Annotated in this window: 12 protein-coding genes; 2 read left to right on the top strand and 10 right to left on the bottom strand. The window is 43.8% G+C overall.

Translation table 11 applies throughout. The annotated features are described in order from the left end of the window. Nucleotides 1-134 precede the first annotated feature (134 nt). The 5 genes from nusB to uvrA form a co-directional block, all read right to left on the bottom strand. Nucleotides 135-578: a transcription antitermination factor NusB gene (gene nusB, locus I2503_RS03675; RefSeq protein ID WP_196092291.1), complete on the bottom strand. Its 444-nt coding sequence runs from the start codon at nucleotides 576-578 to the stop codon at nucleotides 135-137. Then, nucleotides 571-957 (bottom strand): Asp23/Gls24 family envelope stress response protein, encoded by a 387-nt coding sequence (locus tag I2503_RS03670; RefSeq protein WP_196092290.1) that lies wholly within the window; start codon nucleotides 955-957, stop codon nucleotides 571-573. Before I2503_RS03670 ends, nusB begins: the two co-directional genes overlap by 8 nt. 12 nt (nucleotides 958-969) lie before the next feature. After that, the gene (gene efp, locus I2503_RS03665; RefSeq protein ID WP_135038641.1) at nucleotides 970-1530 is read right to left on the bottom strand and encodes an elongation factor P; all 561 of its coding nucleotides are present in this window, start codon (nucleotides 1528-1530) and stop codon (nucleotides 970-972) included. Between the two features lie 61 nt (nucleotides 1531-1591). Continuing rightward, nucleotides 1592-2653: a Xaa-Pro peptidase family protein gene (locus tag I2503_RS03660; protein ID WP_196967056.1), complete on the bottom strand. Its 1062-nt coding sequence runs from the start codon at nucleotides 2651-2653 to the stop codon at nucleotides 1592-1594. A 4-nt stretch (nucleotides 2654-2657) separates the two neighbouring features. Continuing rightward, nucleotides 2658-5489 (bottom strand): excinuclease ABC subunit UvrA, encoded by a 2832-nt coding sequence (uvrA, locus tag I2503_RS03655; RefSeq protein WP_196967055.1) that lies wholly within the window; start codon nucleotides 5487-5489, stop codon nucleotides 2658-2660. A gap of 155 nt (nucleotides 5490-5644) precedes the next feature. Here uvrA and I2503_RS03650 point away from each other — a divergent pair, with 155 nt between their 5' ends. Both I2503_RS03650 and I2503_RS03645 read left to right on the top strand, forming a co-directional pair. Next, a complete protein-coding gene (locus I2503_RS03650; protein WP_196092286.1) occupies nucleotides 5645-6589 on the top strand; it encodes a magnesium transporter CorA family protein in 945 nt (314 codons plus the stop codon). Between the two features lie 14 nt (nucleotides 6590-6603). Next, entirely contained in the window at nucleotides 6604-7275 is a 672-nt protein-coding gene (locus tag I2503_RS03645; protein WP_196967054.1) for a DUF1129 family protein, read from the top strand. 40 nt (nucleotides 7276-7315) lie between these two features. On the opposite strand, the gene I2503_RS03640 is transcribed toward I2503_RS03645, so the two are convergent. The 5 genes from I2503_RS03640 to I2503_RS03620 all read right to left on the bottom strand — a co-directional run bounded on the left by I2503_RS03640 (nucleotide 7316) and on the right by I2503_RS03620 (nucleotide 12973). Continuing rightward, complete coding sequence (locus tag I2503_RS03640) at nucleotides 7316-8488, bottom strand: low temperature requirement protein A (protein WP_196967053.1); 1173 nt, start codon at nucleotides 8486-8488, stop codon at nucleotides 7316-7318. A 143-nt stretch (nucleotides 8489-8631) separates the two neighbouring features. Further along, nucleotides 8632-10017 (bottom strand): DUF4767 domain-containing protein, encoded by a 1386-nt coding sequence (locus I2503_RS03635; RefSeq protein WP_196967052.1) that lies wholly within the window; start codon nucleotides 10015-10017, stop codon nucleotides 8632-8634. Nucleotides 10018-10026: 9 nt separating this feature from the next. Continuing rightward, nucleotides 10027-10686, bottom strand: coding sequence for a hypothetical protein (locus I2503_RS03630; RefSeq protein ID WP_196967051.1), 660 nt, complete (start codon nucleotides 10684-10686; stop codon nucleotides 10027-10029). 149 nt (nucleotides 10687-10835) lie between these two features. After that, the gene (locus tag I2503_RS03625; RefSeq protein WP_196092225.1) at nucleotides 10836-11759 is read right to left on the bottom strand and encodes a DUF6574 domain-containing protein; all 924 of its coding nucleotides are present in this window, start codon (nucleotides 11757-11759) and stop codon (nucleotides 10836-10838) included. A gap of 155 nt (nucleotides 11760-11914) precedes the next feature. Continuing rightward, complete coding sequence (locus I2503_RS03620; RefSeq protein ID WP_196967050.1) at nucleotides 11915-12973, bottom strand: glycoside hydrolase family 3 N-terminal domain-containing protein; 1059 nt, start codon at nucleotides 12971-12973, stop codon at nucleotides 11915-11917. Between the last annotated feature and the right edge of the window lie 181 nt (nucleotides 12974-13154).

Here is a 13154-nt window from a genome sequence, read left to right as displayed (position 1 = left end):
CTTGCCGTACTTCAGTACTGTCTACAACTCGCTGCCTTGTACTAAAAGTAAACTAAAAGACTATAACTATTAATTTTATACACAAAAAACGATTTTATACATAAAAAGGGGGCTAGCCTAAGCTAACCTCTCTTTCATACTTCTTTAGCTTCCGCTTCATCTACATAGGCCGACAAGACCCCGTTCACAAAGCGGGCGGATTTTGGTTCTGAGAAGGACTTGGCCAACTCCACCGCCTCGTTAACCGCTACGATGGCTGGGGTTTCTTCAAAATAGAGCATTTCGAAGAGGCCCAGACGAAGGATGTTCTTCTCAATTAGGGTTAGGCGGTCAATAGTCCAGCCTTTTTTCAACTTAACCGAAATTTTCTGGTCTAAGTCTTCTTTGTGGGTTTGAACACCTTGAACAAGGTTAAGAAGAAAGACGGGAACTTCACGCTCTTCTTCAACTTCTTCCTTGTCATAGTTATAGGCAAAAGCGACAAGGCCCATGGAGTCCTCCTGAAATTCCAATCCCATGAGGGTCTGAAGGGCACGTTCTCGTAAGTCACGACGGGTTTCTTGTTGCGCTTTAGTCATTTAGAAAGTCCTCGTTGAAAAGGTCTTTCAAGTCTGGTTTTGGCGTCTTTTCTGGAACAATTCCAGCAACATGAAGGTTGACCGCTGCCAATTCCATCTCTACATAATTGCGAACAGCTGTTTTAACGGTTTTTTGGATTTCCATTGCCACGTTAGGAACAGAAACTCCGTATTCCAAATATAGATAGATATCCACAACTTTTTCATCTGCCTGCATGTCTTCAATATAAACACCACGGCTTGAACTATTCTTCATCAAGCTATCAGACATATTCTTATTAGCAAAGGAATGAACCCCATCCACTTTAGCCGTCGCAATCGCGATGATTTTCTCTAAGACCCGAGGGGCAATAATAATGTCACCTGATTGTTGCGTCATAGCTGGTCCTTTCTAGGCACGGGATACGTAAGTACCTTCTTGAGTGTTGATAATCAATTTTTGACCAATTTCAATAAAGTCTGGTACGTTTACCACTAAACCAGTTTCAAGAGTTGCGGGTTTACCAGAACCTGTAACCGTTGCACCTTTAATAGATGGCTGCGTATCTGTAACCGTCAATTCAACTGTAGTTGGTACAGTCACCCCAATCACCTCAGTTCCATAGAATTGGATCTTCACTTCGGAGTTTTCCAAAATGAAACGAAGCTCATCTTGAACTGCTACAGTTGGAATTTCATATTGTTCGAAGCTCTCTGTATCCATGAAGTAAGCTGTATCATCCATTTGGTATAGATAAGTCGCAGTGCGGCTTTCGATGATCGCTTGTTCAAATTTTTCATCAGGACGGTAAGTCGTATCGAAGGTTGAACCATTCCGCACATCACGCAATTTCATACGCATTACGGTATTTCCCTTACCTGGTTTGTGGTGGCTGGCTTCCAATACGCGAAGCAATTTTCCATCTGACGCTACGAAAGTCATCCCAGCTCTTAGTTTACTTGCATCAATCATGCTTGAATACCTCTTCAAATATAAATTTTTCTCTTCATTCTATCACAATTCAAGGCAAACCTCAAATGATGATTAGCTCCTTGGGTGCCTTGGTTAAAACCTGGCAGCCTCCTTCTCTAATCCATAGGTCATCTTCAATCCGCAGACCATATTTGCCATCCAAGTAGATACCTGGCTCGTCGGTCACGACCATACCAGATTGAAACCGGTCCTCTGACCCAGCCCTGAAGAAAGGTACTTCATGGACTTCCAGCCCCATCCCATGCCCAATTGAATGGCTAAAGGCTGGACCATAGCCAGCTTGGTCGATTAAAGACCGAGCTGCCTGGTCAAAATCAGCTAGAAGCATCCCCGCTTGTGCCTGATCAATAACCGCCTGATTGGCGTCTAAAACCAATTGATGCAAGGCTGCCTGCTCATCATTCACATGATCCAAGTAAATGGTCCGAGTCATGTCCGACACATAATGATTGAAAACACAACCAAAGTCCAAGGTCAACGTATCCCCTGCTTCCAGCTTCCGTTGACCTGGATGGGCATGAGGCATGGCTGAATTTGGCCCAGAAGCCACAATAGAATCAAAGGACAAGCCACTTGCCCCCAATTCCCGCATGCGGAAGTCTAGGAAGTTGGCAATCTCCAGCTCAGTTTTCCCTAGCTTGATAAAGTCCAGAGCATCTATAAAGGCCTGGTCTGAAATCTTACAAGCTTCCTGGATCACCGCAATTTCAGACTCGTCTTTGATAATCCGTAAGCTTTCTACCAGATTTGCCTCCGCCACAAGCTTCTGCTCTGACAAACGACCAGCTAACTCCTGGTAGTAATGATAAGGAACCGTTGGTTCAAACCCAACCCGCTTCAAGCCCCGATCCTCGGCAAGCTTCTCCACCTCTGCCAGTTCTAAGCGCGTCTCCACAAAGCGAATATTTGGATGGAGCACATCCTTAGCCGCGAGGGTATAGCGAGAATCGGTGAAAAAGGTAACCGCATCTGGTTCTACAAAGACAGTGGCATTGGAACCTGAAAAACCGGTTAGGTAATAAACATTGGTCAGGTTGTTGACCAAGAAGCCGTCCAAGTCACGCGCCACGAGTTCTGCTTGCAATTTTTCCAATCGTTTCATAAACCTAAGCCTCCTCTAATTTTGTCCGTAAGTAACGACCTGTATGACTGGCTGGGTTGGCCGCTACTTCTTCTGGTGTCCCAACGGCAATGATTTGACCGCCTCCGACACCACCTTCCGGTCCCAAGTCGATGATGTGATCAGCCGTTTTAATCACATCCAAGTTATGTTCAATGACCAAGACCGTATTTCCTTCTTCCACAAAACGCTCCAAAACCTTCAAGAGTCGAGCAATATCTTCGGTATGCAAACCAGTTGTTGGTTCGTCCAAGATATAGAAAGACTTCCCATTCGAGCGCTTGTGCAATTCAGATGCCAACTTCATCCGCTGTGCTTCTCCTCCAGAGAGCGTAGTTGCCGGCTGTCCAAGGGTCACATAGCCCAAGCCCACATCCTTAATGGTCTGGAGTTTGCGTTGAATTTTCGGAATATGTTGGAAAAAGTCAACGGCATCATTGACCGTCATATCTAGAATTTCGGCAATATTCTTCTCTTTGTAATGAACCTCTAGGGTTTCGCTATTATAACGAGTTCCATGACAGACCTCACAGGGAACATAGACGTCTGGCAGGAAGTGCATCTCAATCTTGATAATTCCATCGCCCGAGCAAGCCTCACAACGACCTCCCTTAACGTTAAAACTAAAGCGACCTTTCTTATAGCCTCGAATTTTAGCCTCATTGGTCTGGGCAAAGAGATCACGGATATCGTCAAAGACACCTGTATAGGTCGCTGGATTGGAACGAGGGGTCCGCCCGATTGGACTCTGGTCAATGTCGATCAACCGCTCGACCTGGTCAATACCAGTAATGGTTTTAAAGCGCCCTGGTTTCTCCGAGTTGCGGTTGAGTTCCTGGGCCATGGCTTTCTTGAGAATCGCGTTGACCAAGGTAGATTTACCGGAACCTGAAACACCTGTGACCGCCACAAACTTTCCGAGTGGGAAAGAAGCTGAGACATCTTTTAGATTGTTCTCACTAGCTCCTGTAATCTCAATAAATTGTCCATTCCCAGTACGGCGTTCTGTAGGAACTGGGATGGACCGTTTTCCAGACAGGTATTGCCCCGTCAAGGAGTTTTTATCCTTGGCCACTTGGTCAGGCGTACCCGATGCTACAACTTGACCACCGAAGACACCCGCGCCTGGACCGATATCAATCAACCAATCCGCAGCTCGCATGGTGTCCTCATCATGCTCCACCACAATCAAGGTATTTCCCAAGTCACGCATCTTCTTGAGACTTTCAATCAAGCGGTCATTATCCCGCTGGTGTAAACCGATGGATGGCTCATCTAAGATATAGAGAACCCCACTTAAGTTAGAACCAATCTGAGTCGCCAAGCGAATCCGTTGGCTTTCACCACCAGACAAAGTCCCTGCAGTTCGAGAAAGGGTCAGGTAGTTAAGACCAACATTGTTGAGGAAGGACAAGCGATCATGAATTTCTTTAATAATCGGTTTCGCAATGGTGGCCTCTGTCTCTGTCAAGGCTAGGCTAGCAACATAGGCTAGATGGTCCGCGACAGACAAGTCTGATACCTGGCCAATATTAAGACCTTCTTCACCGCCCACACGAACAGAAAGAGCGGGTGGGTTTAGACGGTAGCCCTTACAGGTTCCACAGGTCAGCTCATTCATATAGGTCCGCATAACATTCCGGGTGTAATCACTGCTGGTTTCCCGGTAGCGGCGGCTAATGTTATTGGCCACACCCTCAAAGGGAATATCAATATCACGCACACCACCAAACTCATTTTCATAATGAAAGTGAAATTCCCGTCCACCAGAACCAAAGAAAATCAAATCCTTGTCCTCTTGGGACAGATCATCAAACGGAGTATCCATATCAACCCCAAAGTCATTCATGGCCTGTTCCAACATCTGCGGATAATAATTGGAGGAAATCGGATTCCAAGGAGCAAGTGCTCCCTCGCGCAGACTTTTACTTCCATCTGGCACCACCAAGTCCAAATCAACTTCCAATTTCATCCCCAAACCATCACAAACCGAGCAAGATCCAAAAGGAGCATTGAAGGAGAAGAGCCGCGGCTCTAATTCAGGAACCGTAAAACCACAAACCGCACAGGCATAGTGCTCGGAGAAGAGCAACTCCTTGCCATCCATGGTATCAATCATCAGGTAACCTTCGGAAAGACGCAAAGCAGCTTCGACAGAATCAAACAATCGGGACCGGATTCCATCACGAAGGACAATCCGGTCAACCACAATTTCGATATCATGTTTCTTGCTCTTAGAAAGCTCAGGAACCTCAGTAACATCATAGATTTCGCCATCTACACGAACCCGGACATAGCCATCTTTTTGAATCTTGGCCAGAAGATTCTTATGTTGCCCCTTCTTCTTACGAAGAACAGGCGACAAGACCTGAAGCCGTTGACCTTCAGGTAATTCTAAGACTTGGTCCACAATCTGCTCCACAGAGGAGGCCTCAATGGCTCCGTGGCCATTGATACAGTATGGTGTCCCAACACGAGCGTAAAGCAAGCGAAGGTAGTCATTAATTTCGGTAATGGTCCCTACAGTCGAACGTGGGTTCTTACTGGTTGTCTTCTGGTCAATGGAAATTGCGGGACTAAGACCATCAATGGAATCGACATCCGGTTTATCCATATTGCCCAAGAACTGACGGGCATAAGCAGACAAAGATTCGACATAACGACGTTGTCCTTCCGCATAAAGGGTATCGAAGGCTAGGCTAGACTTCCCTGAACCAGATAAACCGGTAACAACGACCAGCTTGTCACGGGGGATAGTCACATCGATATTTTTTAAATTATGGGCGCGTGCGCCATGAATAACAATTTTATCCTGCATACAATCCTCACTTTTTCTATTCCTCCATTATACCAAAAATGCCTTAAAAACAGGGGTTAAAATCAAGTTTGAGCACTGGTTCTTGGGCAGAAAAAGCTTGATTTTGAGCCTATTTAAGATATAATGGAAAGGAATGAAAAAAGAAGGAGGGGACCATGAGACAGGTATTTTTATCCACAACTACTCAATTCAAGGAAATCGACCACATGGAGTCGGGCTCTTGGATAAACCTGATCAACCCCAGCCAAAGCGAGACTATTGAAGTGGCCAATGAGTTCGACATTGACATTGCAGACCTCCGGGCTCCCCTTGACTTGGAGGAGATGTCGCGGGTGACTATTGAGGATGACTACACCCTGATTATCGTCGACGTCCCCATTACCGAAGAGCGGAACAACAAGATTTATTACGTAACCATCCCCTTGGGGATCATTCTAACCGATGAGGTGATTATCACCACTTGTAAAGAAAACTTACCGCTCTTGGATGTTTTTGTTCAGCGGCGCTTGCGGAACTTTTATACCTTTATGCGCTCCCGCTTCGTTTTCCAAATCCTCTACCGCAATGCGGAACTTTACTTGACCGCCTTGCGTTCGATTGACCGCAAATCCGATCAAATTGAAACCGTCCTTTTGGAAGCACCCCGCAACGAGGAACTGATTGAGCTCATGGAATTGGAAAAAACCATCGTCTACTTTAAAGCTTCCTTGAAGACCAATGAGCGCGTAGTTCGCAAATTAACCTCTTCCTCTTCTTCCATCAAAAAATACCTAGAAGATGAAGATTTATTGGAAGATACACTCATTGAGACCCAACAGGCCATCGAGATGGCGGATATCTACGGAAACATTTTGCGGAGTATGACGGACACCTTCGCCTCCATCATTTCCAACAACCAGAACAATATTATGAAAACCCTGGCCTTGGTCACCATTGTCATGTCCATTCCAACCATGATTTTCTCGGCTTATGGAATGAACTTTAAGAACAATGACATGCCGCTAAACGGGGAGCCTCACGCCTTTTGGATTATTATTGCCATTGCCTTTGCCATGAGTCTTTCCATGACGCTTTATTTGATTCATAAAAAATTGTTCTAAGAGAAAGGAATTTTATGTCGTTTGAAAATCTAACCAAAAAGAATCAGCAGTATATCCGGACCGTGCAAAAGCTCTTGGAACAGGCGGGAAAATCCCCTGAAGAAATCGAAGCAATGCTAGAGACTATTTTGCCAGATATTGTAGAGAAACAAGATCGAGGCTTCACCGCACGTGCCCTCTACGGAACACCAACCCAATGGGTTCGTAGTCAACTGGAAGGACCAAATCCCCAAGCAGAAGAACAAGCTGAAACCAATGACAATCCTTGGCTTATGTGGCTGGAATCCACTCTCTTCCTGCTCGCTTTTGTCGGAATTGGGATTGGGCTCATCAATCAATTCGTGCCTGAAAGTACCAACTACGGTCTACTCACCCTCATCAGTATGACCACTGGTGGTGGTGCCGTTTTCTATGCCCTCTACCACTTCATCTATCGCTACTACGAACCACAATATGAAGGGGAACGTCCAAATGTCCGTCGAGGTTTCCTTTTTGTCGGACTCATCCTCCTCGCCTGGATTGGTCTCATTACCCTTTCAGAGAGCGTCTTAGCCGGTACCAACCCACCACTTCCAAGCATGGTTCTTGTCCTCATCGGAGCCGCCGCTTTCGCCCTCCGTTGGTGGCTGGTCCGTACCTACAACATCAAAAATGCTCGCATCAACCCCCGCCGTCGAGCATTCTAACAAAAAAATCCTTGGTTTTAAAACACCAAGGATTTTTTTGTTAGGAGAAGTCCCGTAAATTTAAGCGGGTGTCCGGCTGTGGCAGTCCGTGTTTTTGACGCGCTTTCATCCGAAAACGCATGACATATTGGCTCACAAGATAAGAACTAATGCTAAGAACAAGGCCTAACCATAAGGGAGAAGGACCCACTAGCCACAAGGCCAAGAGAGTAACGAGCAGGCCAATGGAGAGGTGGAGAATGTTTTTAGTCTTAAATTGATAATAAGGATAATTATAAACGGTCAGGAAATAAGTCCCTAGGTAGAATAAAACCACTGCAATCAGTAATAAGATTTGTCCCAGCTCAGCATGGTGATGATTGGCTAAAAACTCAACAGAGACCGTAAAGAAATTAATGCCTAATACAACAAGCAAGTGACAATAGAATAACGGTGCAACGAGTTTTTTGGAATGGTGATCAATCGCTATAAAGGTCTGGGTCATATAATTAATGAACATAAAAGCCATTGCAGTGAAGAGGAAAACTCCGTTAATCAGCGTTTCTCCGATCGGATAGGAGCCAATAATCGCAATAACCGACTCCCCAAAGGATAAAATGGTGATCAATTGACCACGTTCGACAGCATGTGGAAAATTGGTTGGAAGGTCTTCCTCACCACTATAAAAAAGCTTAGCAGAAAGAAGCGGAATCAGAACGGGTAAGATGTAGACCACTGACATCCAGATACTCCATCCTCCAATCCCTATCATGAACGGGACTAAAGGAACCATGTATAGCAATAGAGAAAGCATGGACAACTTCATATCCCGATTAAAGCCATGGACTCTCCCTTTGATAAAGTATTGTAAGCTTATAAGGCCATAGGCTAGAAATAAGAGGCTATTAAATTGAACCACAACCGGACTTCCAGCTCCCAGTTCCGATGTGTCTAAGTTGAAATTCATGGCCAAGTGCCCTACGACAAACATCAGAGCAATGACTGTATAAATATCGGCTCGCCTAGAATCACCATATTTTTGATAATAAAGAACTTCATTAAACCAAATATTCATTAAAACAATATTGGCCATCACAAATAAAAGAATGTTCTGACCGCTAATGTGTTCCATATGAAAGGAACCATTCAACTCCCTTAGTGCTAAAACAAAGGCTAAATCAAAAAATAGTTCGTAATTCGAAACGCGTTTAGCCAAACTAGTTCTTGTCGACATAAAAATCCTCTCTAACAAAGAATAAAAATACAGAACCCATTGTAACAAAACGACCGCTAAAAGGGAAGATACAAAAAACCGGAAAGGTCTTCCGGCTTAACTTTTTACTCTTGAAACTTGAAAAGCATTCTTTAGAAAATATCTTATTGATTGGCGATGCTTGCAAAACCATTGGCTAAATCAGCATTGGCAGTTGGCTTAAGGTAGAGGACCGGGCCATCCCATTGGTTAGTATATAAAACAATAGGGGAACCAGAGCGATCAAATGCAAAATAATAAATATGATTAACAGAATTCGTTAAATACTGATAGTTTGCGACTACATTGTAATCTCCATCCCCACGACCATCAGATGATGCTTTGAGACTAACATCACTTCCGCCAACGTTAAAGGACCATCCGTCTATAAACTTAGTCCCTTTATTTTCATACCCTGGTTGATTCATAGAATTCCCCCAACTAACCATGAAATCAGCCAAGGCTGCTTCTTTTCCACTATCCCATAAGGCTGGGGCTGCCGTCTCTGTTGAGGAATCGTTCTTGTCCGAGCCGGAGTTTTCTGAAGTACTGGAGGCCTCTTCCTTTAGTGCCTCCGAAATACTTTGAGCTTCCGTTAGAGAGGACGAATTTTTGAGAAGATTGTGATAGGCTTCCTGCATATCCTCTGGAGCTTCTTGGAAGACTGTCTCGTCTTTCTTGGTGTAATAGACTTTTCCATTTGAAGCAAGCAGGATAGTATAAGTCTCCTTGTCCTTATCCAGAAGGTTTTGCGCCAAGTAGACTTGTCCCATTCCAGCAGCTCCTATCAGTTGATCATCAGGTACGCGAGGTTTTAGGAGTTTTTCAAATTCATCCTGTGTACTATTGTAATAGGCATGTGTCGAACCTTTAAGGGAGTATATTTTGAAAAGAATAGCATTATCCGTAAAATCTTTTACCTGATCACTAGACCCCTTCATTCCCAAAAGACGGATGTCATATTTATCCCTTTCTTCAATCAGATTGAGATTGCTTTCATTAGAAGCTTCTTCCAGACTCCCCATCGTAGTCCAACCAAATCCAGCCAAAATATCACCATCAACCGATTCTTTTTTAATCACATGGGCTGAACCAGTTCCGTGTGTTGGCAAGGTCGTTGACCGAACGGTCACCGCATCTTGACCATAGGGACTATCATATAGCCATTTCCCAAAGTTTTGAGAAACCAACTTGGCTTCCTCCTCACTGAGTTGCTCAATCTTCTCAGTATAATCCACTTCTTCTGAACCTTGATTCACTGACTGGGATACCGAGACTTGGCTATTTGTAGACTGGCTGTAGACATAATAGCCAGCTCCCAGAAGAAAGGTAGCTATAAAAATAGTTCCCCATACCCAAGTCGGAAGGCCTTTGGTTGATTTTTGTGCAGGTTGAACTTGAGCGATTTGTGGTTGCGGAAAACCAGCTTGTTTAGCCCGCATAAATTCTTCAGGTGTCGGTTTGCGACCAAAAACTTGCTCAAAAGCTTGAGACCAATCGTTTGCATTCATGCTCTTCTCCTATCCTAACATTTCCAATAGTGGTCCAAGGGCAAAATAACCCAAAATCACAGCCAAGGCAATGGTCAAAAGAACAATCGCAATCATGGCTAGGACTCGCAAAATTCGCAGACCTGTTGAGGTTTGTTGCGGATTTTGATTAGCAGCTGGTTGTGGTTCTTGACTTGTCTGAGAGGTTCCCATTGTTACTGTAGCCTCTTCTGGTCTAGCGATAGCTTGAACAGGTTGAACTTCTTCAGTGACCTCGAATTCAGGACTGGGCTGGACTATTGTTTCCTCTTGTACAGCGCTCGTTTGAACGGGCTGGATTACAGGCACTTCTGGCTCAGAAGCCGCTTCTCCATTATCTTCTGGCATCGCTGGCTGAAAAACAGTTCCCTCTGAAAGGCTGGCTTGGGAGTCAAATCCGAGCTCCTCGTCTACTTCTGAACCAACAATTGCTGGAAAGCCTTGGGTTTTAGCTGCCATAAATTCTTGGGGTGATGGATTGCGGTTATAGACTTGGGTAAAAGCCTCCGTCCATTGAGCAGCCGTCAGGCTTCCTGATTTTTCCACAAGCAATTCCGGAAAGCCTGCCTTTTTAGCCTCCATAAATTCTTGGGGCGACGGTTCCCGCCTTTCAATTTTTTTAAAAGTATCAGTCCACTCTTTTCCTGTCATGATTTTTCCTCTTTCACCTCTACTGCTTTTAGAATAACATCATTAGGTTGTGATTACAAGGTGTATGTAACCAATGGTTAAAAAGACCTAGAAAAAAGGCCCATGGATGTGATAAGCATGGACCTCATGAATCTTTAACCTAAATTGAATTAATAAAAGGAAATCAGTTTCACTAAATATTCACCAGCAATCATCGCTGACAAGACACCAAAGACAAATAAAACTAGTCCGTTTACAACAACTGCAAGAATATATTTATAAAACATATCCAAAGAGGATACATCACGCGAATGAGCTAAGGCAAAGGTTGTAGCTAGTCCAAACACTAATAAGCTAAGAACAATCAAGATAAAGGCAATGGAATAAACATCGATTAACACAAATAGAGTCGTAAAAGCCATCATGACAATATTCACAGAGAATAGACGTCCATACCAATCAAAGGCCTTTGTTAGTGTAAATTGTGTATCACTATAAACAAAGCGTTTAGCTACAAATCCAGCAAAAATAATGGCGAATAGAGATAAAGCAGCTCCAACTAAAATGGCCATAAAAGCTGAGAAGCCAACTGGATTACTCATAAAAGGGGTTGAACTGTCAGAATAATAACTGTTAAGGCCATTAATGAAATTTGATCCCACTCCCGCTGTTTTACGAGCAATAATAAAGACTGTCAAGGTATAAAACAGGGTCAAGAGACCAAAAGCAATCCAGCCATTAGCAGGGGTTGTTTGTACAACGGATGTTGGTGCTTTCAAGGCTGATACAAACCAATTCCAAAAATTACGTGAGGTCTGCTTCATTTGTTCCTGGCGTTCAGGCGACACCAATGGTGCTGCTTGGGGAGCTGGTGGTACTTGACCTTGTTGTGCAGCTTCTGGTTGAACAGGTGGCACTTGATTCACTTGTGCAGCTTCTGGAGCGACTACTGTTGTAGTTGCTTGTGCAGCCTGAGGTTGACTTGGAGCAATATCTACAATTTCCCCATTTTCCATAGCTGCAGCTAATTCTTCTCCAGTCGCAGGGCGTCCGTTAATTGCCTCAAAATATTCTAACCAATCTGATCGGTTCATCGTTATCTCCTCTTTTTCCTAAACTTTTCTATTGAAATTTAACAATCCGTTAAATCAATACCTCGATATTATATCGTTTCAAAAGCTAGATGGCAATAGACATTGAAAGGATTTTCACGGAATACCTAAGGAAAATAGATTATTGAGAACATTATTCAACCTTCAGTTTCTTTTATCCATTGGTTCAGTAAACCTAGGTCATATTTCCAGGCGAGGATTCGTTTGACAGACTGATCGATCCGCTTCTCGGTCAGTTCACCTTCTTCAATTTTATCCAAAAGGTATTGAATTTGACTGCTGTAGCTAGATCCTAAGATGAGGTCATTACCGGCTTGAATAACCTGAAAAGCTGCCTCATCTTGATCAACAAAATCAGCTAAACCTGCCATATCCAAATCGTCCGTCATAATAACTCCCTTAAAGTTCAGCTCTTTCCGAAGAATATCGGTGACTTTTTTAGAAATCGACGATGGGACAGAATCTACTTGGGTAAGGATATTGTGAGATACAAGGATGCTATCCGCCCCATTCTCGATTCCTGCTTTAAAAGGAAGGAAATCGGATTTCCTCAAACTCTTCAAGGATCTGTTATCACGAATAATAGCTGTATGACTATCCCCATTGTTACCATATCCAGGGAAATGTTTCAGCGTAGACCCCAGACCTTCTTTTTTAAAGGTTTGAACAACTTCAGAAACATAATCTGCCGTTGTTTTAGCATCTTGGCTAATAGTTCGGTTGTAGATAAAGGCATCGGGATCTGTTGCTACATCCGCAACAGGTGCCAAACCAGCGTTGATACCTGCTTCTTTAAGCGTTCGTGATTTCCGTTTTGCATCTGTTACGATAGCATCCATTCCACCTTCATGATACAGTTCCATCGGTGATAAGAATGGTTCTGAAAGAATACTACTTATCCGTGTAACCGTACCTCCCTCTTCATCTGATCCGATCAACATGGGAACTTTGGAGGTCTGTTGAAACTGATCTGTTAACGCTCGAAGCCGCCCAATCGTTTGGCCTTCAAAGTCTTTCCCAAACAAGATATAGCCACCCAATTGATAGTCTTTGATATCTTGGATCTGATTGGAATACGGTAGACGGGCCCAAAAGAGCTGTCCAACTTTTTCTTCCAAGGTCATATCATCTAGTAAGGCTTGAATCGTTTTTTCCTTCTGCGATGGCTGTTTCTTTTCCTTTTTTGTCACATCCATCTTACTTTGCGCGCTTTTCTCCTTTTGATTGGCCCCAAAAAGGAAAAACAAACTACTAAAACTCCAAGCAGGCTTCGCCTGCTAACTCATGACGGAAAATTAGTTTAGGTATATAATAAAGATGAGCAATACAAATCCGTAAGTTTATTAGGGCTTTGCCGAGCCTGTAACTAAAACTGGA

Source organism: Streptococcus sp. NLN64, assembly GCF_015831295.1.
GTDB lineage: Bacteria > Bacillota > Bacilli > Lactobacillales > Streptococcaceae > Streptococcus.
This window is presented reverse-complemented; position numbering and strand designations above follow the sequence as displayed.

Coding starts and splice junctions, on each gene's coding strand:
- nusB (WP_196092291.1), bottom strand. CDS start 578: ATGACTAAAGCGCAACAAGAAACCCGTCGTGACTTACGAGAACGTGCC.
- I2503_RS03670 (WP_196092290.1), bottom strand. CDS start 957: ATGACGCAACAATCAGGTGACATTATTATTGCCCCTCGGGTCTTAGAG.
- efp (WP_135038641.1), bottom strand. CDS start 1,530: ATGATTGATGCAAGTAAACTAAGAGCTGGGATGACTTTCGTAGCGTCA.
- I2503_RS03660 (WP_196967056.1), bottom strand. CDS start 2,653: ATGAAACGATTGGAAAAATTGCAAGCAGAACTCGTGGCGCGTGACTTG.
- uvrA (WP_196967055.1), bottom strand. CDS start 5,489: ATGCAGGATAAAATTGTTATTCATGGCGCACGCGCCCATAATTTAAAA.
- I2503_RS03650 (WP_196092286.1), top strand. CDS start 5,645: ATGAGACAGGTATTTTTATCCACAACTACTCAATTCAAGGAAATCGAC.
- I2503_RS03645 (WP_196967054.1), top strand. CDS start 6,604: ATGTCGTTTGAAAATCTAACCAAAAAGAATCAGCAGTATATCCGGACC.
- I2503_RS03640 (WP_196967053.1), bottom strand. CDS start 8,488: ATGTCGACAAGAACTAGTTTGGCTAAACGCGTTTCGAATTACGAACTA.
- I2503_RS03635 (WP_196967052.1), bottom strand. CDS start 10,017: ATGAATGCAAACGATTGGTCTCAAGCTTTTGAGCAAGTTTTTGGTCGC.
- I2503_RS03630 (WP_196967051.1), bottom strand. CDS start 10,686: ATGACAGGAAAAGAGTGGACTGATACTTTTAAAAAAATTGAAAGGCGG.
- I2503_RS03625 (WP_196092225.1), bottom strand. CDS start 11,759: ATGAACCGATCAGATTGGTTAGAATATTTTGAGGCAATTAACGGACGC.
- I2503_RS03620 (WP_196967050.1), bottom strand. CDS start 12,973: ATGGATGTGACAAAAAAGGAAAAGAAACAGCCATCGCAGAAGGAAAAA.